A 23,771-nucleotide genomic window follows, 5' to 3' on the forward strand; every position below is an offset into this window, starting at 1 on the left:
ATAGAATTCTGCGGTTTTCTACATCTTTATGCGGTGTTTTGTAGGTAAAACGCAAAAACAAGATAAAAAAAGACTACTTCCCATTGCGGCGAAGTAGTCTTTTGGTTTATATTTTTGCCAAAACTTCTACTATTTCTTTCTCAATATCTTTCCATAAGTAACGGTCTGTCGTATAGTGATGTGCGGCTTCTTTCGCAAATACTTGAAAAGCTTCTTCATAATCAGGTGCATCTTTGTCCGGTTTTTTCTCGTCCACAAAGCGCTGTGCTTCTGCTGAGCGAGGTCCCCATTTCCCCACTTCATTCCCGTCCTGATCAATGATGACGATAATCGGAATCGATCTTGCGGTCCCGTTCGTTAAATACTGATCCATCAGGTCTAGATTCTCATCCCGAATGAAATAGCGCGCATCTATGAGTGCTTCATTTGCAATACGCATGAAAATCGGAACATTGACCATTGCATCCCCGCACCAATCCGCTGTGATAACAAGCGCTCTGAGCTTTTTCTTTTGCAGCTTTTGAAGCAGCTCTTTTTCTTTTTGATGAATTGCGTACTGGTTGTACACCGTGAGTAGATTTTCCCGGTTTTTCTCCATGTTGTGTACATATGTACGTTCAGCTAATCCCTTTGTAAACCATTCATTTAATGTCATATGAACATCCCCCTTACCCTTCAACTTTACCACTTTTGCTATTCTTTTGTCTAAAAAAACCTTCACCTAGTGAAAGGTAAAGGTCTTTTGGTTTATCGACGCCGATTTCGATTTGGGTCCGTCCCAATCAGCTTGGTGACAAGCACCATTGTGACAGGCAGTGACGTATTTTTTTTATACGCTAAATATTTCCCACGCCATTCAGGCTTATATTTCTGTTTAAACGACCGTAAACCGCTGAAGCTGTACATATATCTGACATTGTTGAAAATAACACTCGCCAAACGCTCCGTGAGAAAGGACTGATGGAACGTCCCCACATTCGATAAAGGTGCCATTCCCATGTTAAACGATTTGTAGCCTTTTTCTTTCGCCCATTGAAACAGGTGGATAAACAGCGCATCCATCATCCCGTTCGGTGCATCATGCATATGACGCATTAAATCGATGGAAATCTCCCCTTCTTGATACATCGGCATCAATGATACAAAGGAAATGATCTGTCCTTGTTCATCCTTTAGAATTGCAATCGGCGCTTTTTGAAGATAGTCTTCTTGAAAATAACCGAGCGAAAACCCTTTTTCTTTCTTCTTTCCGAGCCAGCTGTCAGAGATTTGTTTTAAGGTTGAGATCAACTCATCTGAAAAAGGAGGTTCCAGCATTTCAAAGGTGTAGCCTTCTCGTTCAAATTTATTCGCCACAGCTCGTAAATTTGATTTTTTCTTACCTGACAGAGTAAACGTTTCTAAATCGACCATGGCTTCTTCCCCAAGCTTAAAGAAGTGAAAGCCTAAGTCATGATAAAGAGCCATTCCTTCTCGTTCTACTTGATAAAAAGCGACGCGGTAGCCGGCTTTTTCTGTCTCCTGTAAAAACTCTTCAAGTACAAGCGGATAAGACGCCTCACGTCCAGATGGATCTCCGAGCACAATGACGCAGCGGCCAATTCGTCCAAACTGAAGCATCGCTTCTCCATCACTTGAGAAAAATAGTTTTTTGTCGCCTAAAAAACCAAGATGACTGAGGGCATTTCCGCCCTTTTCTTCTAAAAATGTTTTTAATTTTTCCTCATCTGCTTTTTCTCCAATCGGAAATGCTTTCTTATTAAAAATCAATTTACTAATGAAGAAGAAAAGCGGGACACCGATGAGAGCAATCATGCTTGTCATCGTGATATGCCGTTCATTATGCACCAAGTAATCCTTACTCAAGAAATGCCCGATTTTTGTCCAAATAAAGTTGCCAATGACATTATAGTTAAAGAGCACGAGTAAATATCCAGCGGCAGCCGCCACAAACTGGTTCAAAGAATAAGGTGCCTGCTGCTTCACAAATTGATTTCGAAGAGAGAAAAACACAGCCATGATGACTGGCAAAATAAAGATCAGACTGAGGTTAAATCCCTTTAACAAAGTAAACACAAAACCGCCTGCTAAGGAGATCATTGTCAGCACGTACGATCTTTTCGTTCTTTTATACACTTCAATGGACAAAATCATCAGAATGATTCCGAACATTAAAGAAAGACCATTAAATCCCGATAACAGAAAGCGTGGAATGCTGGTAATCACACCTAATCGATCGACCGGAAGCACAACAGACGCCATGATAAGCAAGCCGCTCCCAAAGGTTAAAATCGATAATGATCCGTACAATAAACGGATTAATAAAGCACGGTGTAAAACAATTAAAACGTTCGTTGTTTCAATGGCAGGTGCCATTTTCGGATTGCCTTCAAGACGTCTAAGCGTCGTGCCCGTTAAATCGTAAGCAGCTAGACAAAGCCCTAGGATAAACGGGAAGATTGAGTACACGAAGCGGTACAAGACGAGCGCCGTCAGCACCATCTCTTTATCAAAACCAATGTACTGCATGCTCAGTAAAAAGATGAGGTCAAACGAACCAAATCCGCCCGGAACCATACTGATTAAACCACCAATTGATGCAATCGCAAATACACCTAATACAATTCGGACATCGACATTCATCCCCATAGAGACGACAGCCATGTACATAACAAGTCCAGCTGCCAGCCATTCTAAAAACGATGCACCGATATAAGCGTAAATTGGATGCTTCAGTCCATTTTCACCGCTCTCAATCGAGCTTTTTCGAATGGATGCCATGACGATATATATTGGTACAATACAGGCAAAGATAATGACAAATGCCCATAGCCACGGCTCCTGGCTGATAATACTTTCAACAGGAAGCACCCTGACCAAGATCAGATCACTGAAAATAGATAAGCCCAAAAGGACAGAGGAAGTCAAAAGGGCAATGCCTTTCAGCAGTTTTTTCGTATCTGTTATGTACTCCTTATAGAGAAGCGTTCTAAGCCCTGCTCCTGATAGACCGCCAAATCCAAGAACACTGTTAAAGGAGTTTGCAATCCAGGAAATGCGTATCGTTTTCCAGCCGCTGATCGGCATATTCAGGCTTTTTCGTAAAATAAAATCATATAAGGACATCGATAAAACCGCGACTAGTCCAAGAAAGACAAGAATAAACAAGTCCATTCGGTTCAAGCTGTCAATAATATAAAACGTCTTTTTAATGGAAAGTCCGCTTAGCTCCTGCTTCGCGACAAAGATCAAGACAAGGATAATCACGATCGGAAAAAGCATTTTTAAGATCGTCATACCCGTTTTTTTGTTCCACATGTTTTTCCCAACTTTCTAGGTTGCTTCAATTATTTCAACTGAACATTATTATACAACAAATACCACTTGATTCATGCAGTTTAACATTCAAAAGCTTGACGAACCTTTCAATTAGAAGTAAAAATCAGTAATATAAAGAAAAAGAGCCGCTTAAAGGAAGTGAACAAGCGTGGAATATAATATTCATGACACCACCGTATTAAAAGAAGAGATTCTATCTCCAGAGGAAAAAAAGACATGGGTTCTTTATATGAAAGTGCTCACAGCTGCAGGTCTTGGAGATGTTTCTGAATGGATGAAGCTTGATATGAGTATGCCTCAAATGAAGGTGCTGATGCTGCTCAATAACCATGGCTCTCTCAAAGTATCCGAAATCGCTGAAAAAATGGGCGCTTCTTTGTCCAATATGACAGGTCTGCTTGACCGGTTAGAACAGTCTAACTTTGTCGTGCGAAAGCACTCTGAGCGTGACCGGAGAATCATTGTCGTAGAGCTGACAGAGGAAGCGAAAAATATTTTCAGAAGTATTTATCAAAAAGGACACGAAAAAATCAAAAATTCCCTGCAGCGGCTCAATGACGAGGAAAAAGAAAAAGTCAATGAAGGCCTTGCTATCTTAGAAAAAGCACTGCGTCCTGAACGCGGCTAAACATGAAAAGGGAAAAAGACGGTCACTTGAGGTCCGTCTTTTTTGTTTCTTCTACTTGTCGATCTGGGGTGACAAGATTTTTACGAATGACTTCCCTATCATCCCATAAAAGATAGGCTAAGCCGATGATGAGAAAAAAGATGCTGATCCACGTACCGCCAGGAAGCACTTCTTCAAGAAGCTGAAATTTACTGACCTCATCATCAAAGCTCGTTCTAAAAAAATGAATCTCAAAAAGAACATATTTCGCTATATAAAACAATGCCGCCATACAGATAAACATGGCGCCGACAATTCTCCTTCCAGACATGCGTTTACTCCTTTACTTCCACTGATTTCTTTTGATTAATTCCGTAATATGGGCAAGGTGATGCTTTGAATGCCAGACGTACATTCCCGTTGCATCATATAAGGACACTGTTTGTTGATCGGCAGGGTGATAATAAGAAGCGTTGAAGTCTTCCTCTGACATTCCCCGCAGTAAAGTGACCCACCTGCGATGCAGACTGCTGATCAAAGGCAGGGATAAACTGATGGGCGCCTTGCTATCAGGAAGTGAGGCAAATCCCTCCTGATCATATGGACGTATGTCCGGTGTATCTTCTGTGAGAGCAAGTTTGAATCGTAAGTATGCATTCAGATGGCTGTCTGCTACGTGGTGAATGAGCTGACGAACAGTCCATCCTCCCGGCCGATAAGGTGTATCAAGCTGAGCATCTGTCAACGGTGCAGTCACTGCTTCATACTCTTCAGGGATTGCAGCCAGCTCATCAATCCATGCTTCCAGCTGTGCTTTCGTTTTTGTTTCTACTGGTTCATATAAGCCAATCGGATATTGTAATGACGTCATACGTTCTCTCCTCTCTCAAATCCTTCAAGCACAAATTTTCCAATCATCTTTCCTTGCTCAAGTGTTTGATGTGCCTGCTTCAAGTTAGCAGCATTGATCGGACTGAGAACCTTTGTTAAGGTATGCGTTATCTTTCCTTGCTCAAATAACTCACTCGCCTCTGTCAAAAGCTCATGCTGTTTGATCATGTCCGCTGTTTCATACATAGGACGTGTGAACATGAATTCCCATACAAATGCCGCACTTTTATTTTTGAGTAACTGAATGTCTAGGTTGTGCTTGTTCTCGACAATGGTACAGATCGTGCCTTGCGGTTTGATGGCTTCTGCCATGCCTTTGAAATGTCCATCTGTATCATTTAAGCATAAAATAAAATCCACTTCGCCGATTCCTTTTTCCTCGAGCTGCGCGAGAAGCGGCTGATGATGATCAATGATATGATCGGCACCTAATGACAGACACCACTCTTTTGTTTCTGGTCTTGATGCGGTTGCGATCACAGTTGCCTTCGCTAATTTGGCTAGTTGAATGGCAATAGAACCAACCCCGCCTGCACCCCCAATGATCAGCAAGGTTGAGCCTTCTGCATTCCGCTTCATATGCATCCGGTCAAATAAAGCCTCATAAGCCGTAATTGTTGTAAGAGGCATCGCTGCTGCTTCTGCAAAGGATAGATTAGCAGGCTTTTTCGCCACAATACGCTCATCCACAAGCTGGTATTCACTATTCGAGCCTTGACGCGTAATATCTCCAGCATAGTATACGTGATCGCCTGGCTGAAATAATGTACACGCTTCGCCCACTTCAACAACCGTACCGCTTGCATCATAGCCAAGGATTTTCAGTTTTTCTTCCTTCTGATCCTTCGGTGATCTCACCTTTGTATCAACTGGATTCACGGACACAGCCTCTATCTTCACCAGTACATCCCTGCCAGACGCTTTAGGCTTTTCAACCTCTTCATCCATCAGGCTTTGCTCATGCTCAATCGGCAAATACTCCAATAGTCCAACTGCTTTCACTCGCTCGCACTCCCTTTCTCCATTCTTTCTTTCCACATTTTATCATAATTTTCTGATGTTTATGGCTGGATCAAACGAGTGATGGCACATTTATGACCTTTTCAGGGCCTTTCGTTCTCTTGACATGTATGAAGGACGTGCCTTTTGCAAAGAAGGAACATAAGTGAACCAGCTGTTGGATTTAAAAAATAACTGAACGTAGTAAAACTGAATGTGCTGCAGAAAAACGATGATTAATAGAAAAAGAGTGAATGAGAGAGTAGTTATATCTACTCTTCCCTGTATCCATTCATTGATCAAAAGAATCACAAAACCGACGATGAGGAGCTGTTCAAGTCTTTGCACGAGCTGGCTAAAGACATGCCCGCGTTTTGATAAATCACCAGACTGGTGCTTTCTAATCTTTCTCGATTTGTAAAACAAAATGATACTTTCTGTTAGATTATGAATCATAAAAAGAGCGATGAGGACGATCAATAAAGGTGATGGTGTATAAAGGACTTGTGCAACGAACGGAAGCACTAAAAAATAACAGGCAATCAATGCGTGTCTGACTGATAAAAGAAATAGGACTTTTTCTATAGATGTTTTCATCTGTTTCACCTCCATATGTACTACGTTTCATTTGCCGAAAAGTTTCCCAAACTATAAAAAAAGGATACCCCTAAAAAGGCATCCTTGATGAATCAAACTTAAAAAGCAGCGCTTAGTACGACTGGACCTTGCGGAAGCTTGTTATCCTTTTTTGGTTCCAGGGTAACAGCCACGGTATCCCATGATTCGCTTGCTTCTTTTTCAGATAACGCATAGGTGACGGTTCCTTCCCCTTTGTTATCTGTTTTAAAAGCACCAGCTGGCACCGGCTGATCTCCTTTAATGAGCCACACTTGATAAACAGCAGATGAATCAAGCTGACCCTTTAAGCCGTCTGCACTCACAACAAGTTCTTTTTTGCCGTTATGCTCTATCACTGAAAAAGCACCTGTCGTTTTTGGTGATGCGGCAGAAGCCAGTGATTTTGTGGCAACAACCCTAACAGGCTCTTCCGCCTGCTGTTTTCCATTCGATAATAAATACACATTTCCAGCTGCTGAAATAAGAAGCAGTGCGGCAACGAGCGGTAAGAGCCACTGGTTTCGTTTCTTTTGCAGCGGTTTGATTTCGTTTGGCTCAGGTGAAGCCTTGAGCTCTATTCTATCGCTATTGTTTTCTTCAACTGTCTCTTCTTCAAACACCTGGGATAAAATACGGTCTTTCATCCCTGCCGGAGGTGTTTGGTCTTCGGCTAGAAGTGGAATGTCAGACATGAGCGCTGTCAATTCTTCAAGCTCTTCTTTGCAAGCTGGGCAGTGCTTGATGTGCTCTTCAAATAGCGTTTTTTCTTCTCCTTGTAAATGCCCGTTGAAATAATCAATCACTTGATGTTTACACTGAGTCATGCCTCTTCCTCCTTTCCTCCGCGAGACAGTTTTGATCGCAAATGCTTCAATGACAACCGAACCCTTCCCTTTACCGTACCAATAGGGATGCCCAGCTTTTCCGCGATGCTCTTTTGTGTCATCCCTTTAAAATAGACATCTTCTATGATGGTTTGCTGTTCTTTTGACAATGTAGATACTGCTTCACGTATGATTTGTTTTTCCTCGTTCCATTCCACTTCTTTTGATACATCTTCTTGATGATCGGCTAAATATTCAATATGTTCATCTTCCAAAGCCGTTTCATTCCGGTGCTTTCTTAAGAGATCAATGGCCGTGTTGCGTGACATCATGAATAACCACGAGGAGAATTTCCCTTTATCCGTATGATATTCTCCTATGCCGCGCCAGAGCTTGATAAAGACCTCTTGAAGCACTTCCTCCGCGAGCTCACGGTTTCCAGTCATTTTATAAATAAACGAATATAATACACGTTCATAGCGATCGTACAGCACTTCAAGCGAGGGCTTGTGACGATCATATTTGATCTTGTGATACAGCTCAAAATCTTTCAGTGTGTCCATGGTCATCTCCTTCCTTTTTCATGAGAAAGAGCATGCGCATCCATCATGAAATCCTTCACGTATTGCTTATCACTCGATTTACTGAAATAAGCCTACCTTGTACTTTACTCTTTTTTCAAGGAGAAAAAAAGAGCGCTGAAAAAGGAAGTGTGCTCCTCATGAGAATGTACTTACTTTACGACATAACAGAACGTTTGGATCACTCATGATACAAAAGTCAAGAATCCATGTGTGACCACTCTCTCATCAGCTGATTTTAGCAAAAATCTCGTCTCCCTCTCCATTCAATTGAGGTAGAACGCATTGTTTCCGCATGTCATAATAGGGTGTAAATTGGAGAAATTGGAGTGTCCATATATGATGGTGCCAGGGTAAACTGATCAAATGTGATCATATAAATCGCCACCTGTTCGTTGGATAACGATTGGAGCATTACGTTTATACCTGAGCGGATCAACATACTGTCTTTTGCGTTTAGCTGATATTGCAATCCTTCCATTTCAATTCTCACAGATCCGTCGCATGTCAAGAACATAGGGAAAGATGTATGCCAGGAGACTGTTTGTTTGACAGAAAGAGATCGCTCTTTACTTTCTTTCATGCGCAGAATGGTATGAGTACGGGTTGTCATTTTCTCTTTCTCCTTCCATATAAAAAAAGTGCTAAAATTTTAGCACTTCAATGTTTGACTGGATATTCATCAGCGAGCTCCAGCTGTTTGTAATTCTTTGTTTTTCTCCTTAAAGCGTTCATTATGAGAGGAAACGTATGCCACTTTTTCGGCTTCTGGTTCGATGTAAAGCTTTGCGCTATTCAGCGCATTGACTCCATCAACAAATGTACCAGCAATTAAGCGGACCTTGCTTTTATGTGTACACAAGTCGCCTACCGCATAGACGCCCGGTAAATTGGTTTCCATTTTTTCATTAACCTCGATCAGTCCCCATTCACCTTGCTTGAGACCCCATTCTGATAGCACGCTTAAATCGCCTTTCATCCCGTGATTAACGATCACAGCATCTGTTTCGATTCGTTCTTTTTCACCTGTCTCTATGTTTTGAATGGTGACGGCATCAATTTTGTCACCTTGACCATGCAGCTCTGTTAGTTCATGCGGGGTTAAAATTCGTTTGCAAGTTGCCTTCATATTGGCGACGTTTTTCTCATGTCCGCCAAACATGTCACGGCGATGCACAACGGTGACACTTTCAGCAATCGGAGCAAGGGCATTGGCCCAGTCAACCGCTGAATCGCCGCCTCCAGAAATCACAACCCGCTTCCCTGCAAATGTCTTGAGCTCCTGGACAGTGTAATAAAGGTTTGTCACTTCATAGCGGTCTGCATGCTCAATTTCAAGTTTCCGCTGAACTGGAATGCCGTGACCCATCGCTAATATGAGGGTCTTTGTCAAATGACGATCACCATTTTCAGCCGTCAGCAGGATATGATTATGTTCATCTCGCTCGAATGATGTGATTTTTTGATTCAGTGCAATCTCTGGTTCAAATGTTTTCGCCTGTGTTTCCAGCTGCTGTATCAGCTGTTCTCCTCTTGTTGGCGGTAAACCGCCGACATCCCAAATGACCTTTTCAGGATACAGAAGGATTTTCCCGCCAAGGCTTTCGTTGTACTCAAGTACCTTCGTCTTTAAGTCCCGCATCCCACTATAAAAGGCGGTGTACATGCCTGCTGGCCCGCCGCCAATTATGGTGACGTCAAACAATTCAAGCTGATCTGTCATTTGAGTCCCTCCAGTTTTCCATCGAATGATCTATTTATCAGTGATATTGATTCTCATTATCATATGTATCTATTGTAGTCTACTCTAGTGAAGGGAATCAATAGCTTTCTGCAAAAAAGAACAGGACGAGCGCTCACTCGTCCTGTCATTTATCACACGATGGTTAAACCAAGGTCTTTTAATTCAAGAGAAACAAGTCTTGCAATCGCATCTGCGCCTTCTTTTGTAAAGTGCGTGCGATCCTCAATTCCTGTTGACAGCATAAAGTAAGAGGTCGTTTTCTCTATGCCGGAAATTTGATAAAACTGAAGACTTGCGGTATTTAAATCGACGAGAAGAACTTCTTCTTCATCGGCTAATTCTTTCATAGCGGCACAGTAATCAGGAAAATCATTGATATATTCTCCGTCTTTTTCATGAAAACGGCCGACTGGGGTGAGTAAAAGTGGTGTTGCCCCTTTTGCTCTTGCTCCATGAATATATTGAGACAGGTAGCTTTTATACGTTGTGAAAGGATCTGTATGGCGCTCAGGCTTCTCCTTTGAAGCATCATTGTGCCCCATTTGTGTGAAAAGCCAGTCTCCTGGCTGAATGTCAGCCAATATGTCATCAAGGCGTCCTTCTTCAATGAATGTTTTTGAGCTTCTTCCACCAATGGCACGATTCTCGACGTGAACGCCGTGCGCTGTATAGCGGTGTAAAAACTCTCCCCATCCTCCTTGAACAGGACGATCTGGATAAGATGAAACGGTCGAATCACCAGCTAAATAGATGGTTGTCATTGTCATGTTCATACGCCTCCCTTTTTCATTGAGCCACTTCACCCGAGCGATACGGGCATCCTAGTGGCTGCTGAAAAGATATGAAACAACTCAGCATCGCTATTTCAATTATTCTCTTTTTAATGATCAAAACCCTGCTTACCGGTAGATGTGAATGTGTTAAATATGCGGCGGAAGTTCTATTTTTGATTCTACTGCTTGATGTAACGCCTGAAGCATATAGCCAATTCCTTTATATGGAGCCAGCGGGTAATTCGCTTTTTGATGAGGATGTAATAAAGGGTCGATCACTTTTCGATATTTCTTCCCACCTAGTACCACCAGTTCATCATATGCGAAAAGATTTTTTTGATGAAATTGTCGGCTCAGTTCTTCTCGTGTGATCTGTTTAGCATGCGGTATACCAAAAGCCACATCATAATTTTCATGTATGATATCATCTGCCTTTAAGAATCCGTGCTTCGCTGATAAGATCATCCAGTCTGAAAAGAACGTTTGAGCATAGCTTTTCGTACGCTGATGCAGGGGACTTAAATAAACAAGGTTCGCTGGCTGGCTTCCTGCCTCTGGATCGACGTCCCAAATTTTCTTCGCGCCACATGGAATGATACAAACTCGCTTCACTCAGGTTTTCTCCTTCCTTTTTCGATAGATCTGATACATGATACAGCCTAGCGCTGTGCCAAGTGTATTTAAAAGAATATCATCAATATCGCTGCTTCTTGTAATGATACCAGATTGCGAGAACATCCATTGGAGCACTTCGATCATTGTTGACAGGAGAAAGCCGCCAAGAACCGCCTTTTGCCAGCGCATGGTTCGAAAGGCTTGATAAAGAAAAAAACCGAGTGGGACAAATAACAATATGTTCCCTGCTAAATTTAAAAAGACGAGATTGGGATAGCCGTGATGGTAAGCGTGAAGATTTTGATAAATGGACTGCAAAGGCATGAGATTCACACTCACCTGATCCCTTGGGGCGGAAAAACGATTTGGAAAGACCGTCAAATATAATAAAACATTCGTATAAATAAACAGACAGGCAAGGATCAATTCTGTTCGTAAATAGATAAAACGCTGTTGCTTTTTTGCCTGTCTGTATCTCATATGTAAATAGAGCGGGACGAGCAGGAGAAAATAAGCAATGGAAAACATAGCACTGGATGTCATACAGAGAGCTGCCCCTTTCTCACATGATGATGCTTGACCATATTTACAGCTTATTCAGGCTTGCCCGCATCTATTCATCACTTATTCTCACATTCAATGAAGAGAAAACCATATTGACAAATCGTCATTTTCTCGCTAAACTGAATGACATTCAGTCATTTAAGGTCGGTGATGATATGTCGAAACGAGAAAAGATTATGCTTGCTGCGATTGATGCGTTTAAAGAAAAAGGCATTGAAAAGACGACCATTTCGGATATTGTGAAAGCAGCAGGAGTAGCGCAAGGAACGTTTTATTTATATTTTCCTTCAAAGCTTTCCGTCATGCCTGCCATCGCTGAACATCTGATCGCTCAAATGGTGCCTGCGATCGAAAAGGAATTCACTCAGCATGCAGATGTCCTCGATCAAGCAGATGCGCTTGTTGAATTCATTTTCGCTTTTACAAGGCAATACCGTGATGTCCTTGCCCTGACCTACTCAGGCTTAGCCGCCACCGAGCATTTAAAGGAATGGGAAGATATTTATGAGCCGATTTACAAATGGGTCGCTGCTTTTCTAGAAAAGGCAAAGCAGGACAAACGAGTCCGTGCGAATTTGAACTGTCATTACGCGGCGAAATTCATTATTGGTTTACTCGAATCGTCTGCTGAACAAATGTACTTATTTACGGAAACAGATACAGAAGAGGTTCTGATTCAAAAGCGAGAGGTGAAGCAATTTCTTCTTTACGCACTTGGCATAGAGACACCTTAACTTAGTACAGCACTTGCTGTACGCTCTTTTTTGGCTTTAAAATGACGAATCGTCAGTTTTGAGTTTTAGGAGGAAATACAATGAAAAAAAGCTGGATGTATGTTGCACTCACTTGTTTATTCGAATTACTTTGGGTGTTTGGTTTAAATAGAGCAGATGCATTGTGGGAGTGGGCCATCATTATCTGCCTGATCCCGGTTGATTTTTATTTTTTAATGAAGGCCTGTGAAAAGCTGCCGACAGGAACCGTGTACGCCGTGTTTGCCGGTGTTGGAACGATTGGGACATCTTTGATGGATTATGCGCTGTTTGGCGGTTCATTTTCATTAGAAAAGCTCTTATTTATGGGTATTTTAATTCTCGGAATTATTGGACTGAAAGTGTCTGATGGAGATGCACATGAGCAGAAAGGAGAAGCGGTATAACATGGGCTGGTTTTTTGTACTGTTAGCCTCTGCCTGCGAAATCGGCGGGACCATTGGCCTCAATATGTTTAGTAAGAAAAAACAAATCACGACAGGCATTTTATTTGTCGGCGGGTTTGCGTTATCCTTTTTGTTTTTATACGCCTCGTTTTCTTCCGTTCAAGTATCCGTCGCTTATACGGTCTGGATCGGGCTTGGAACGGCGGGCTCTGTCTTGTTTAATATGATTTTATTTAAAGAGCCGAAAAACTTGATTCGTATACTCAGCCTGCTGCTGATTGTGATTGGTGTGGTTGGGCTGAAGTTGTTTGCATAATAGAAAAAGCAATGGAATTGATTTTCCATTTAATATTCATCAAAAAAGCTGCTGAGGAGCTCTCAAGCAGCTTTTTGCTTCTGTATTAATGAAACGCTATTTGTTCATTCATCAAATCAATGGCGTAAAGCGATTGCTCATATTCATCTAATAGAAGGTAGACTTTGAGCGGTGCAGCGGTTTGATCTGTCTGCTGCGTGAATAGGACACAAGTGAATTTTTCGATTCCTTCTGGCAGCTTGCTTTTCAGAAAAGGATGAAGAATAGGAGAGATTCGAAGGGTATCAACATCTTGCAACCAAAGCTCATCTTGTAACGCAGGATAATGGTCAACCAAAAACTGACGAAACACTTCCAATGTACTCAAGTTAGATATCCTCACTTTCTTCTATTTATAACTTTAAGCTTACCTAAAACAAACATGTTCAACTCATCCTATGATCTCAGTCCGCGTAGTTTCGCTTACTACTAGAGACATGATTTCATTTTTTCTACTAAAAGATTTGTAGATCAACTTTACTGCAATGGGTTTTCAATATGTATGACGTTTATTATATGAAATACGAATTCCAACCGATGGACCTATGATCATATTCTTATCTGTTTCTTTCGTGATGAAACGACAACTTCCTTCTACAAAATTCCATTTTTATTCTAAAAAGAGGAAAATGGGACAAAAAAGAACAGCTACTCACTGTTCTTTTAGAAGTTATGAAAGGTCTGTCAAAGAGAAAACTTCGCCGCTCACTGCATCAACGCCATCATGACAGTCAAGCTTGCCGCATAAAATATATTGTTTTTGCACATCGTCATAGACGTAGATGGGTGTAAGTTCGAGGCGTTCTCTCAATGTTTCAAAGGCTTCTTTCTGAGATATGGTGATTTCACTAGCTGTTTGAGATGGATTAAGTATCCCGCATACTTGAAACATCTCTTTTTTATCTATGTAATTAATGGCTTCAAAAGTGCTGGCATCAATGAAGACCTTGATCTTATCCATAAATCCACAGCCTTCTTGCTCATTCGTTTTTAATATCGCTTCGATGTAGCCATGGTCACGGTGGAGTGTTTTTAGCACCCACTTCCCTGTATCCTTTGAATATTTTTGCGCCAAAAAGGTGCGAACCGCTTTGATACACTCAGCTTGCTCTTCTTTTGAGATCGGGAATGTATCTGGTGAAGGCTCTAGTGAGAAGGCTTGTTCAGCAGTAATGTCCTCGTTTATATTGATTTCCTTTTTTTCAAAGGATTTGTTTAACGGTTCATTCCACTCCATGACCTGATTCATGTGTATACAATGTGTTTCTTCACGCCCAATTTCAAATGGTATCGTTCCCGTTCCATCGTTCTTGACATAAATTTCTTCTAACGCATATATAGGGCGGATTCGATTCTGCTCGAAGGCTGGCCAATCAAACCGCTGCACTTGCTGCTGAGCTAAATCCTCGATCCTATCAATGGAAAGCACATATTCTTCAGCTCTTAGTCGTTTTTTTGCCATAAATGGCCCTCGATGTGTAAAGTGAATGAGTTGCCCATGTTCATCCCATTTCACCTCGATTCTACCTGAAGGCATCACTTTCACACCATCAATTGCTTCTTCGAAAAAAAGTTCCCCTTTCTCCTTTTGATGCAAGTGAAAATGCTCACCATCAATCAACCCTGTTTCTTGTTCAATCCATTGAATGGCATGAGCTGGATAAGGCCTCTTAAATGTGACACCATTCTTCGCGAAGGTTTTATCCATGACAAAAATGACCGTTTCAATCTGGCCTGTATTCAAATTCACGTCAATCACAGCTGTGCCGTCCGGGTTTAGATCATCGTCCTCGGGTTCAGCTTCATGAGAGGGAAACCATTCCATATTCAATGTATAAACCGTTTCATTGAACATATTGACGTAACGATGAAAACTGTGTCTTTTTAGATAGTAAAAATCTAAGCCAAATTTCGCCTTTGTCTGATCGATCAGTTGTTGTATGTTTGCATTCATTTGTTTCACCTCAAAATTCAGTTTTATGGAAGAAGAAAGATGACGATAAAGCCGAATATGACGATCGCTGATAATATTCCTAAAGCCATTGCCAGCATATTTGATTCCTTTGTAAAGCCTTTTAATCCATGCGCTTCCGTCGATCGGTCGATTTTTCTAAAGCGAAAAAGCATGCTTATATTGATAAGGGCTAGAGCCATAACAAATAAGAAAATGAGAAACTTAGGTTCTATATGAAAGAATGGATCTTGTAACGTTTGAAAACTAAATGATTGGAAGAACATAAGCGCGCTCAATATCAATTTCCAAATGTTCTCCATTCTCTGTTCCTTCTCCCACTCTTTCCCCAATTTCTCTTTTTCATAAATGGCTACCTGCTCAAAAATGGGAATGAAAGACTTTGTTGATCCTTTTTTGATCAAGCCGTAAATGCCTTGAAGGAGCATGAAGATTCCTAAACAAAGAAAGAAATATGTAAATTGAATCTCAACTTTTTGAATCAAAATAAAAAAAATCAAGATCATCACGCCGAATAGTAAATTAGAGATAACTACTTGTTTTGTCCTCATCTTTTTCAGTGCAGCTTGTTCCATGTAATACTCCTCTCCGTTTTAAAGGTTTCTGTTAAACGCCCTATCTTTATTACGATTTTACCGAAAAAATGTTTCAATATTTTCCCTTTCCATTGCAGATTCCGTTTTTCTGCAAATGAAAAGACGCCCATCATTTCATGGTCGTCTCATCCTTCGTAACATTATATCTGAGCAGCCGATCTGTCTTTTATTTGCTGAGCTGCCAAGTGTTTAAAGTCCTCAACAGACAGCTGCTTTGAAATCTTTTCTCCGTGCTGTCTAATATTTAGTGATTTTTCTTGCATTTCTATATCGCCAATGACAGCGATATAAGGGATTTTTTGCATTTGTGCTTCTCTCATTTTGTAGCCAAGTTTTTCATCCCGTTCATCGATTGTTGCTCTTATTCCGATACTTCTTAATTGCTGCTGCACCTCTAAGCAGTGATCAAGGTGAACAGTTGAGACTGGGATGATTTGTACTTGTACTGGTGCTAGCCATAATGGAAAGACACCCGCAAAATGCTCAATGAGAATGCCAAGGAAACGATCTAGAGAACCAAAAATGGCGCTGTGAATCACAACTGGCCGTACCTTTTCATTTTTTTCATTGATATATGTTAAATCAAATTTCTCAGGCATTTGAAAATCCAGCTGAATCGTGGCGCACTGATGGCTCCGCTGCAGGGCATCTTTAATATGAAAATCGATCTTCGGGCCATAAAATGCCCCATCTCCTTCATTTAGCTGGTAGTCGACCTTTAGACGATCAAGCACATTTTTTAGTGCCGTTTCGGATATTTCCCAAATGGCATCATCCCCTAAGGCTTTTTCTGGACGAGTGGATAGCTCGACTGAATACTCAAACCCAAATGTCCGATACACATGATCAACTAATTGGAAAATCCCTTTGATTTCAGCTTCGATTTGATCTTCTCTTAAAAAAATGTGAGCATCATCTTGGCAAAATGTCCTGACCCTGAACAATCCATTTAACGCTCCGCTAAATTCATGACGATGCACCTGGCCAAACTCAGCCATTCTGATCGGGAGGTCTCTGTATGAATATAAGCTGTTTTTGAACATGAGCATATGCCCCGGACAGTTCATCGGTTTTAAAGCAAAGCTTGTTTGGTCTACTTCTGAGAAATACATATTTTCATGATAATGATCCCAGTGCCCTGACTTTTCCCAAAGCTCTTGGTTCATCATAAACGGTGTACTCACTTCTTCGTATTGCGCTTTTCCTCGCACTTCTCTTGAAAAGGCCATTAATTCATTTCTGACAATCTGACCTTTTGGTAAATAAAACGGCATGCCTGGCGCTTCTTCTGAAAACATAAAGAGGGATAACTGCTTCCCTAATTTCCGGTGATCACGTTTATTTGCTTCTTCCATGAAATGAAGATAATCAGCTAGATGATTTGTATGCTGAAACGCTACACCATACACTCGCTGCAAGACATCCTGATTGCTATCTCCCCGCCAATAAGCCCCTGCAACACGTGTTAGTTTAAATGACTTTAAGTACCCTGTAGAAGGTACATGCGGTCCGCGGCATAAATCTACAAATTCTCCTTGCTGATAAACTGTGATGGCTTTTTGAGAGGGCAGATCTTTTAAAATATCCAGCTTATATGGATCATGTGCAAACAGCGCTTCAGCTTCTTTGTAAGAGACCTCTTTTCTTTGGATAGGATGATTCTCATTTATGATATTTTTCATCTCTTTTTCAATTCCTGCTAAATCCTCAACGCTTAATGTTTGATCGAGCTTCATATCGTAGTAAAATCCATTTTCAATGACCGGTCCGATCCCCAGTGTGACATTGTCATATAACCTTTTCACAGCCTGGGCTAATACGTGTGCAGATGTATGGCGCAGCACTTCAAGCCCTTCTTTTGAATCAAGTGTGACAATAGACAGCCGAACATCGCTGTTTAACTTTTCACTTAAATCAACCATTTGATCATTGACCTTTCCCGCCACTGCTTTTTTTCTTAAGCTCGGACTAATATGGGAGGCAACATCTGCAACAGTCGTACCTGCGGGAAACTCCTTTATCTTTCCATCCGGAAATTGAATCTTCACCATGTTTTCTCTCATAACTGACACACCTTTCCTATTTTTTGAAATAAAAAAACACACCCATCCCTCATAGAGGGACGAATGTGTAATCCGTGGTTCCACCCAAATTCCCATAACGCGTATTCGCTTTATGGCTCTGGCGCCGTAACGTGACATTGACGGTATTGGTTACTGCAATTTTCCCCAATACAGCTCAAAGGTGGTAAGACAGCTTTTCTGCGTTAGGAAGATTTCAGCGTGACTTCCCTCTCTGGTAACCGATAAAAGCTGCTCATGTCCTTTTCAAAGCAATGATCCTATATGAGCGTACAAAAAAACACACCCATCCCTCATAAAGGGACGAATGTGAGATCCGTGGTTCCACCCAAATTCCCATAATGCGTATTCGCTTTATGGCTCTGGTGCCGTAACGTGGCGTAAACGATATTGGATACTGTAATTTCCCCAATACAGCTCAAAGGTGGTAAGACAACTTTTCTGTGTTAGGAAGATTTCAGCGTGACTTCCCTCTCTGATAACCAGTAAAAATTGCTCATGTCCTTTTCTTCGCTTTTAATTTCTCCATATCTTACATGATGATAATGGATGATGTAAAGGGTTATTTTGTGAAGAGCTTTTGAAATTCATTCTTTAAATGTAATATTGTGTGTATTCACTTGGGCTATATTCAATTTGAAACGCAGGTGATAAGGCCCGTTTCACTTCTTCAGTGATTCTCTCTCCTTCTTGATTGAATTTCTTTTCCATGTCTACACCATTTGGCAGCAAATCATCGGTTTCTTCGTCAAACCAGCGGCCATACTGTATATTCCAATTCCATAACTTTGAGAAAAGGGTATCACTCATTGGTAAATCATCTCTTTCTAAATGACATTGACAATGCCCGCAATGAAAAGGTTCACCACCGTAATCTCCTTCAATTTTCACAAAAGGATGATCCTCAAACTCTCGACAGCACACCCATTTTTTGAAGTTCTGACCGAACTCTGTCAGTTTAATCGAGTAATAACGCATGGAAGTTCGTTTTCCTTTCATGTCAAACATCCCTTGATCAATTAATGTCTTCAATCGATATTCAATAAAATCATCACCGATATACTGATCTAAATGACCAATGACTTCTCCTATTAAGCGTGGAGTGACGATATACTCCTCTTCTGGCGCGGACTGATGAAGCCGCTTAGCCATTTTCACTAAATAAGCATCAAATTCATCTTCTGGTACGCTGATCACTTGTCCTTTTTGCCATATCCGCAGCGTATGATTTTCTTTAGCAAGTGAAAGCCATTCGTTTTGTAATCTTTCTCTCTCTTCTTTTGTCACTGGGTGAATATGCTCTTTACTCTCATACAAAATTTTAAATTTTTCAGATGCGATTTCTCCGGAATGTCGAAGGATCATTCTTCTTGTATTCGTATTGAACAGCTGATCAAATGCTGTCGTTATATTGATTACAGACAATTCAATGCTTTTTTCTTTTAATAAATAGACGGCATATCGTAAGCCAATTTGCTCATGTGCATTACTGCCTGTCCAGATGAGTATACGACTGCCAGCTTTTATTTCTTTTATTTGCTGAAGCATTCTATGCTGATCGTTGACCATGTCGTCAAAATAGCCAAATTCATTTGACATCACGTTACGCAGCCATTCTATACGGTTCGCTTGTCCTTCATGTTCGTGTAAATGTAGAAGTGGTCCAATCGAATAAATATCATCAAAAGCGATGACATCATCTATTTGATTTTGCTTCATTTCACGTATTGCTTGTTTTAAACTACCGGCAGCTGCCGCCCCAAATATGATATGTATCATCATCCGTCTCCCTTTATCTTACAGTTTATTTCATCTTCACCTATTCATGGTTCTTTCGTCAATTCTATTGAGTCAATTTCATTCAAAAGTATGACAAGGAGATGATTAGATCTTTACAGAAGTAATCATGGCAGAACAGTGGAAGCTAGACTTTTACGAAAAACGAAAAGCCCCACGAAATGGGGCCATTTGCGTACAACTCTCTGAGACTTTCTTTCCGATTGATTTATCGTAGAAATCTCCTCATAAAAGGAATGTAGATCATGCTCTAATTCACAAATTCCCCTTCACACTCGTTCTCTTGGCTTTCTTAACAATTCTGCTAGTCGCTTTTGTATCAGAATCCTTTGACCACTGTTCGCACAGATTTCGTACCCAATCAGGCTGTGTTTTACTAGCGTCATTCAGCCAGTTTCCTACAGAATCTTGAACATATGTTGATGGATCAGATTTGAGGTGATTTAGAATTGGCAGTGCTCTTTCTGGCTCCTCTTTTAATAACTCAATATGCTTTGTCCATACACCTCTTGGACGGATTGCCTCTACAGAGAATCGACGAATATTTTCATCCTCACTTTTTGCCCATTCTGTTAAATATTCTATACTTTGATCGAGCTGCTGACTTAGACTTTCTCTCACTGACATCCAAGCAATTTCGCGTACACCAAAATGATGATCAGCTGCAAATGGCTGAATGTACGCTAGTTTCTCTTCTAAAGAGGATGAATGCTGTTTGTTCATATAAGCAGCCCAGCAGCGGGCGCTATCAGATATGTGACAACTGCATGCCTGTATGACTTCCACTCTTTTTTCCTCATTTTCTTTCCGCAGCATTTCATCTAACAAATGACCGATAAGACGAATCGCTTTCATGCCTGACTCCGCTTTTTGTTTGGCGATTTCAGCTGAAAGATCGATTAAATGTTTGTCTAAACCAATGGACGGCAAAACATGTTGTAATAGAGTCACGTGATTGACAGCCAACCATTCAGTTAAATTGACACTCTCTAACTCTCCCTGATTCAAAAGAATCAAGACGTCATGAGGAATGTCACTCCCCTTTCGAGCGCCTTTACGATTGATGATGTCCTCGCTTATTGGCATTATGTATTCTCTCCTGTCTAGTAGTACATTTTTGGCATTATTTTTTGGAGCCATTTGTTATTAACGCTTAAAAACCTTTGGATATTTACTCCTATTGTAGCAAACAAACTTCCTCAACTGGTGCATTCTTCAAATCAAAAAGGAACTACCCGAAATAAGTAGTTTCCTCAATAATAGTGAATCTATGTTACCTTCCTTGCCCTATCACCTTCAAACCCTTACGCTGAAAAAATCGATCAAACGCCACCATCAGGATGGTCATGAGCAAAGCGAGAAGAACCGTTCCAGCGCTGATCCAGCTCAGGTTCAATATAGATGTCCTGCTCAATACAAGCCCTCCTAAACCCGAGCCTAAAGCAAATCCGAATTGAATAAATGATGTATTGACACTTAATGCGATATCAGGAGATTTAGGGACAAGTGTGACGAGATATAGCTGCTGAGCTGGAGATGTGCTCCATGTAGCGATCATCCATATCATGATCACCGCCACCATGACCACGAGATTCCCTGTCACAAATGCTAGCAGCATAAGCATGATGATTTGTAGAATAATTCCGGAGAAAATCGTGAATATTGGGCCTTTTTTATCTGCTGCTACCCCTCCAAGACTGGAGCCCAAAAAGCTGCATATTCCCGCTAGCAATAAAATGCCGCTGATTTCTGTGATGCTGAGGTTTGCTGATTCTTGCAGGAATGGCGTTAAATAGGTAAATAAAGTGGAATATCCCCCAACATAGAATAGCGTCACTGCCACTGCCAGCAAAATTCTCTTATCTTTTAAAATTGATAACTGCATACCTAGCGTCACCGGTTCTTGTTCTTTCATAGAAGGGATGCGCCTGTATACAACAATCAGCGGAATGAGCGTGATCAATCCAATGGCTGCAAATAATGCTTTCCATCCAATCATGCTGCTTAGAAATGTCCCGATTGGCACCCCTAAAACTAAGGAACTGCTTAATCCCATTAAGATGATGCCAATGGCTGTTCCTCTTTTTTCTCGTTCGACAAGCCGAGTGGCCACAGCCATTGCCACCACAATGGCCGTCCCTCCACTAATACCTTGTAAAACCCTTGTCATCAGCACCATTTCAAACGAATGGCTGACACTTGTGATGATATTACTTAAAGTAAAAATGATCAGCATCCATGATAATATTTTTCTGCGGTCGATATTGATGGTCAGTGCAATGACAATTGGTGTGCCGATTGCTGCTGAGAGCGCTAAGGATGTAACCAATAAACCAGCAGCTGATGTCGTGACCTGTAAATCTTCTGCGACCATTTGAATAATCCCTGTAATGATATATTCGATTGTTCCGATTAAGAAGGCTGCTAAAGCAAGTAAATAAACAACGACTTTATTTTTCATCGTGACGTTTCTCCTTTGGGCAATGTTTACGATTTGACTTCATTTTTTATAGGAATTTGAATTTCAATGAGTCTTCCTTCTTCATTTTCAGACAATGGGTAATAAATCTCTCTGCCCGGCTGATCTTCTTTCACGCGATATCCGTTATTTTCGATCCATGTCGCCAGGTCAACACAAGCAGTTTGTGCAAATGGAGAATCTGAATGAAATAGGAGCGTCGCCATGGTTTCTTCAGCTGGTAACGTGCGCATCGTAATTCCCTGAGGAAGAGAACCCCTTAACGCTTTAGCGGAATACCCAACCTCAAATTCGAACTCACTTTCTTTAGCAAGTGATTCCCTCCACAGCACGATTTGTGGCTCAGAGTTCAATTCTTGCGGATGTTTATGTAACAAATGATGAAATGTTTCAAAGAATAATGGGATTTCGTCAACAGTTCCGTTGGATTGAAAAGACATGATGCGTTTGCTTTCAACCGATTTGATGATGACCTCCTGCTCTTTTTCAACACAACCCTCTCGTTTGATGAGGTGCATCCGCTCCTTAATACGCGCTAATTTCTGCTGTTCTCTCTCGATCAATTGCTGAATCTCACTTTCTTTCAAGAGAAACATGCCCTGAATCTGTTCAACAGAAATATCTTCACGAAGAAGCTGACTCATTTGCTTTAACGTAAAGCCTAATTCCTTGTACAGAAAAATTCGATTAACCTCAAGCAGCTGTTCAGCTGAGTAATACCGGTATCCAGAATCTTGATCGATCTGTTTAGGCTTTAATAAATCGATTTGGTCATAATACCTTAAGGTTTTGACAGGGACTTTACTTAACATAGAAAAATCGCCAATCTTGAACATCCTGATCTCCTCCGTTTTGTTGATCTGATCAAAGTATAAACCTTTCAGTAAAGGGGAAAGTCAATAGAAGATTTTAAAATACAATTTATTCGCATATAAAAAAGCCCTATCTCAAATAGGGCTCGTTGTTTGATGAATTTTATTTGTCCTCCAAAATATGTTTAGCCGCTTCTAGTGCTGAAGCTGCTTTAGGCCATCCGATATAAAAACTAAGATGAGTGATGACTTCAATCAATTCGTTCTTCGTGACACCATTTTCTTTGGCAAGATGTAAATGGTATTCCAGCTGATTCAGACTGCCCGTACTTACTAAAGCTGAGACTGTAATCATACTGCGATCTCTAAGAGAAAGTTCCTCCCTTCTCCACAAATCTCCAAAGAGAACTTTTTCTGAGTACTCAACAAATGCTGGAGCAAAATCTCCGAGAGTGAATTTTACAGTTTGCTTGATTGGTTGATGCATAGCTATTTCCCCTTTCAATCGTTCCGTTACTTGATCATCTGCGCAAGCCCTTCTCCAAAGGACCAATTTTCCAAGCCTGTCTCAATCAGCATAATGAATACATTTTCTTTTGATATATGGAGTTTGTTATACAACTGGTCAGCTATTTCCTTATATAAAGATTGCTTCTGTCCCTCGGTTCTTCCTGAACCACATGTAATTTGGATATATAAAAGACGATGATCTCTTTCATGACGAACAAGATAATGGGGATCATAAAAAAATTCTTCTTTCTTATGTGAACTGAATACCTGAAAGTAGTCTTTTTTAGGAACTTGAAATTCTTTTATCAGAGCCTTCATGATCGTTTGGCTAATAGAAGTTAAGCTTTCTTTATCGTACTCATCTTCCATATAACTGACTTTTACAAATGGCATGTATGTCATCTCCCTTTTTCTGTCTCACTTCATTTTACATCCCAATACTCGTTTTATATAAT

General features: G+C 40.9%; 27 protein-coding genes and 1 other annotated feature. Of the genes, 4 read left to right on the plus strand and 23 right to left on the minus strand.

Annotated features, from left to right (window positions below):
- Window positions 1–106: 106 nt before the first annotated feature.
- Together V6Z54_RS03355 and mprF are read right to left on the minus strand one after the other, a co-directional pair.
- On the minus strand, window positions 107–655 hold the full coding sequence (locus V6Z54_RS03355; protein ID WP_039177253.1) for a thioredoxin family protein: 549 nt from the start codon (window positions 653–655) through the stop codon (window positions 107–109).
- Between the two features lie 92 nt (window positions 656–747).
- Entirely contained in the window at window positions 748–3,318 is a 2,571-nt protein-coding gene (mprF, locus tag V6Z54_RS03360; RefSeq protein WP_041087321.1) for a bifunctional lysylphosphatidylglycerol flippase/synthetase MprF, read from the minus strand.
- Window positions 3,319–3,487: 169 nt separating this feature from the next.
- Here mprF and V6Z54_RS03365 point away from each other — a divergent pair, with 169 nt between their 5' ends.
- Window positions 3,488–3,967 (plus strand): MarR family transcriptional regulator, encoded by a 480-nt coding sequence (locus V6Z54_RS03365; protein ID WP_024425228.1) that lies wholly within the window; start codon window positions 3,488–3,490, stop codon window positions 3,965–3,967.
- 22 nt (window positions 3,968–3,989) lie between these two features.
- On the opposite strand, the gene V6Z54_RS03370 is transcribed toward V6Z54_RS03365, so the two are convergent.
- The 11 genes from V6Z54_RS03370 to V6Z54_RS03420 all read right to left on the minus strand — a co-directional run bounded on the left by V6Z54_RS03370 (window position 3,990) and on the right by V6Z54_RS03420 (window position 11,534).
- Window positions 3,990–4,277, minus strand: coding sequence for a hypothetical protein (locus V6Z54_RS03370; protein WP_041087319.1), 288 nt, complete (start codon window positions 4,275–4,277; stop codon window positions 3,990–3,992).
- 12 nt (window positions 4,278–4,289) lie between these two features.
- Window positions 4,290–4,817 (minus strand): YfiT family bacillithiol transferase, encoded by a 528-nt coding sequence (locus V6Z54_RS03375; protein ID WP_041087317.1) that lies wholly within the window; start codon window positions 4,815–4,817, stop codon window positions 4,290–4,292.
- The gene (locus V6Z54_RS03380; RefSeq protein WP_073978532.1) at window positions 4,814–5,839 is read right to left on the minus strand and encodes a zinc-binding alcohol dehydrogenase family protein; all 1,026 of its coding nucleotides are present in this window, start codon (window positions 5,837–5,839) and stop codon (window positions 4,814–4,816) included. The genes V6Z54_RS03375 and V6Z54_RS03380 overlap by 4 nt, the downstream gene beginning before the upstream one ends.
- 90 nt (window positions 5,840–5,929) lie before the next feature.
- Window positions 5,930–6,433, minus strand: coding sequence for a hypothetical protein (locus V6Z54_RS03385; RefSeq protein ID WP_338527697.1), 504 nt, complete (start codon window positions 6,431–6,433; stop codon window positions 5,930–5,932).
- Between the two features lie 98 nt (window positions 6,434–6,531).
- Window positions 6,532–7,278, minus strand: a complete 747-nt coding sequence (locus V6Z54_RS03390) for an anti-sigma factor (RefSeq protein WP_075611045.1) — start codon at window positions 7,276–7,278, stop codon at window positions 6,532–6,534.
- On the minus strand, window positions 7,275–7,841 hold the full coding sequence (locus tag V6Z54_RS03395) for a sigma-70 family RNA polymerase sigma factor (protein ID WP_041087311.1): 567 nt from the start codon (window positions 7,839–7,841) through the stop codon (window positions 7,275–7,277). The genes V6Z54_RS03390 and V6Z54_RS03395 overlap by 4 nt, the downstream gene beginning before the upstream one ends.
- 316 nt (window positions 7,842–8,157) lie before the next feature.
- On the minus strand, window positions 8,158–8,472 hold the full coding sequence (locus tag V6Z54_RS03400; protein WP_269104064.1) for a hypothetical protein: 315 nt from the start codon (window positions 8,470–8,472) through the stop codon (window positions 8,158–8,160).
- Window positions 8,473–8,541: 69 nt separating this feature from the next.
- Window positions 8,542–9,582, minus strand: a complete 1,041-nt coding sequence (locus tag V6Z54_RS03405; RefSeq protein ID WP_024425818.1) for an NAD(P)/FAD-dependent oxidoreductase — start codon at window positions 9,580–9,582, stop codon at window positions 8,542–8,544.
- Window positions 9,583–9,734: 152 nt separating this feature from the next.
- On the minus strand, window positions 9,735–10,364 hold the full coding sequence (locus tag V6Z54_RS03410; protein WP_041087393.1) for a rhamnogalacturonan acetylesterase: 630 nt from the start codon (window positions 10,362–10,364) through the stop codon (window positions 9,735–9,737).
- 159 nt (window positions 10,365–10,523) lie between these two features.
- The gene (locus V6Z54_RS03415) at window positions 10,524–10,988 is read right to left on the minus strand and encodes a DUF6884 domain-containing protein (RefSeq protein ID WP_039177212.1); all 465 of its coding nucleotides are present in this window, start codon (window positions 10,986–10,988) and stop codon (window positions 10,524–10,526) included.
- Complete coding sequence (locus V6Z54_RS03420) at window positions 10,989–11,534, minus strand: VanZ family protein (protein ID WP_073978543.1); 546 nt, start codon at window positions 11,532–11,534, stop codon at window positions 10,989–10,991.
- A gap of 176 nt (window positions 11,535–11,710) precedes the next feature.
- Here V6Z54_RS03420 and V6Z54_RS03425 point away from each other — a divergent pair, with 176 nt between their 5' ends.
- The 3 genes from V6Z54_RS03425 (at window position 11,711) to V6Z54_RS03435 (ending at window position 13,030) form a co-directional block, all read left to right on the plus strand.
- Complete coding sequence (locus V6Z54_RS03425) at window positions 11,711–12,289, plus strand: TetR family transcriptional regulator (protein ID WP_039183028.1); 579 nt, start codon at window positions 11,711–11,713, stop codon at window positions 12,287–12,289.
- 80 nt (window positions 12,290–12,369) lie between these two features.
- Window positions 12,370–12,714, plus strand: coding sequence for an SMR family transporter (locus V6Z54_RS03430; RefSeq protein ID WP_024425239.1), 345 nt, complete (start codon window positions 12,370–12,372; stop codon window positions 12,712–12,714).
- Window position 12,715: 1 nt separating this feature from the next.
- Complete coding sequence (locus V6Z54_RS03435; protein ID WP_073978546.1) at window positions 12,716–13,030, plus strand: SMR family transporter; 315 nt, start codon at window positions 12,716–12,718, stop codon at window positions 13,028–13,030.
- 85 nt (window positions 13,031–13,115) lie between these two features.
- Here V6Z54_RS03435 and V6Z54_RS03440 read toward each other — a convergent pair whose 3' ends face one another.
- The 10 genes from V6Z54_RS03440 to V6Z54_RS03485 form a co-directional block, all read right to left on the minus strand.
- Entirely contained in the window at window positions 13,116–13,397 is a 282-nt protein-coding gene (locus V6Z54_RS03440; protein ID WP_041087297.1) for a hypothetical protein, read from the minus strand.
- Between the two features lie 342 nt (window positions 13,398–13,739).
- Entirely contained in the window at window positions 13,740–15,023 is a 1,284-nt protein-coding gene (locus V6Z54_RS03445; protein WP_269104066.1) for a hypothetical protein, read from the minus strand.
- A gap of 23 nt (window positions 15,024–15,046) precedes the next feature.
- Window positions 15,047–15,616: a hypothetical protein gene (locus V6Z54_RS03450; RefSeq protein ID WP_269104067.1), complete on the minus strand. Its 570-nt coding sequence runs from the start codon at window positions 15,614–15,616 to the stop codon at window positions 15,047–15,049.
- Window positions 15,617–15,777: 161 nt separating this feature from the next.
- Window positions 15,778–17,700, minus strand: a complete 1,923-nt coding sequence (gene thrS / locus V6Z54_RS03455; RefSeq protein WP_269104068.1) for a threonine--tRNA ligase — start codon at window positions 17,698–17,700, stop codon at window positions 15,778–15,780.
- Window positions 17,701–18,014: 314 nt separating this feature from the next.
- Window positions 18,015–18,238 (minus strand) — a binding site (T-box leader).
- Window positions 18,239–18,312: 74 nt separating this feature from the next.
- The gene (locus tag V6Z54_RS03460; protein ID WP_041087291.1) at window positions 18,313–19,497 is read right to left on the minus strand and encodes a DUF1835 domain-containing protein; all 1,185 of its coding nucleotides are present in this window, start codon (window positions 19,495–19,497) and stop codon (window positions 18,313–18,315) included.
- Between the two features lie 273 nt (window positions 19,498–19,770).
- On the minus strand, window positions 19,771–20,601 hold the full coding sequence (locus V6Z54_RS03465; RefSeq protein ID WP_338527698.1) for a DNA alkylation repair protein: 831 nt from the start codon (window positions 20,599–20,601) through the stop codon (window positions 19,771–19,773).
- Between the two features lie 187 nt (window positions 20,602–20,788).
- Entirely contained in the window at window positions 20,789–21,976 is a 1,188-nt protein-coding gene (locus tag V6Z54_RS03470) for an MFS transporter (RefSeq protein WP_338527699.1), read from the minus strand.
- A 26-nt stretch (window positions 21,977–22,002) separates the two neighbouring features.
- Window positions 22,003–22,830, minus strand: coding sequence for a MerR family transcriptional regulator (locus V6Z54_RS03475; protein ID WP_338527700.1), 828 nt, complete (start codon window positions 22,828–22,830; stop codon window positions 22,003–22,005).
- A 139-nt stretch (window positions 22,831–22,969) separates the two neighbouring features.
- Entirely contained in the window at window positions 22,970–23,293 is a 324-nt protein-coding gene (locus tag V6Z54_RS03480; RefSeq protein WP_046526907.1) for a carboxymuconolactone decarboxylase family protein, read from the minus strand.
- Between the two features lie 26 nt (window positions 23,294–23,319).
- Entirely contained in the window at window positions 23,320–23,709 is a 390-nt protein-coding gene (locus V6Z54_RS03485) for a tautomerase family protein (RefSeq protein WP_047203605.1), read from the minus strand.
- Window positions 23,710–23,771 lie beyond the last annotated feature (62 nt).

It is taken from the genome of Bacillus sp. MAG717A, from assembly GCF_036884855.1.
GTDB lineage: Bacteria > Bacillota > Bacilli > Bacillales > Bacillaceae > Bacillus > Bacillus safensis.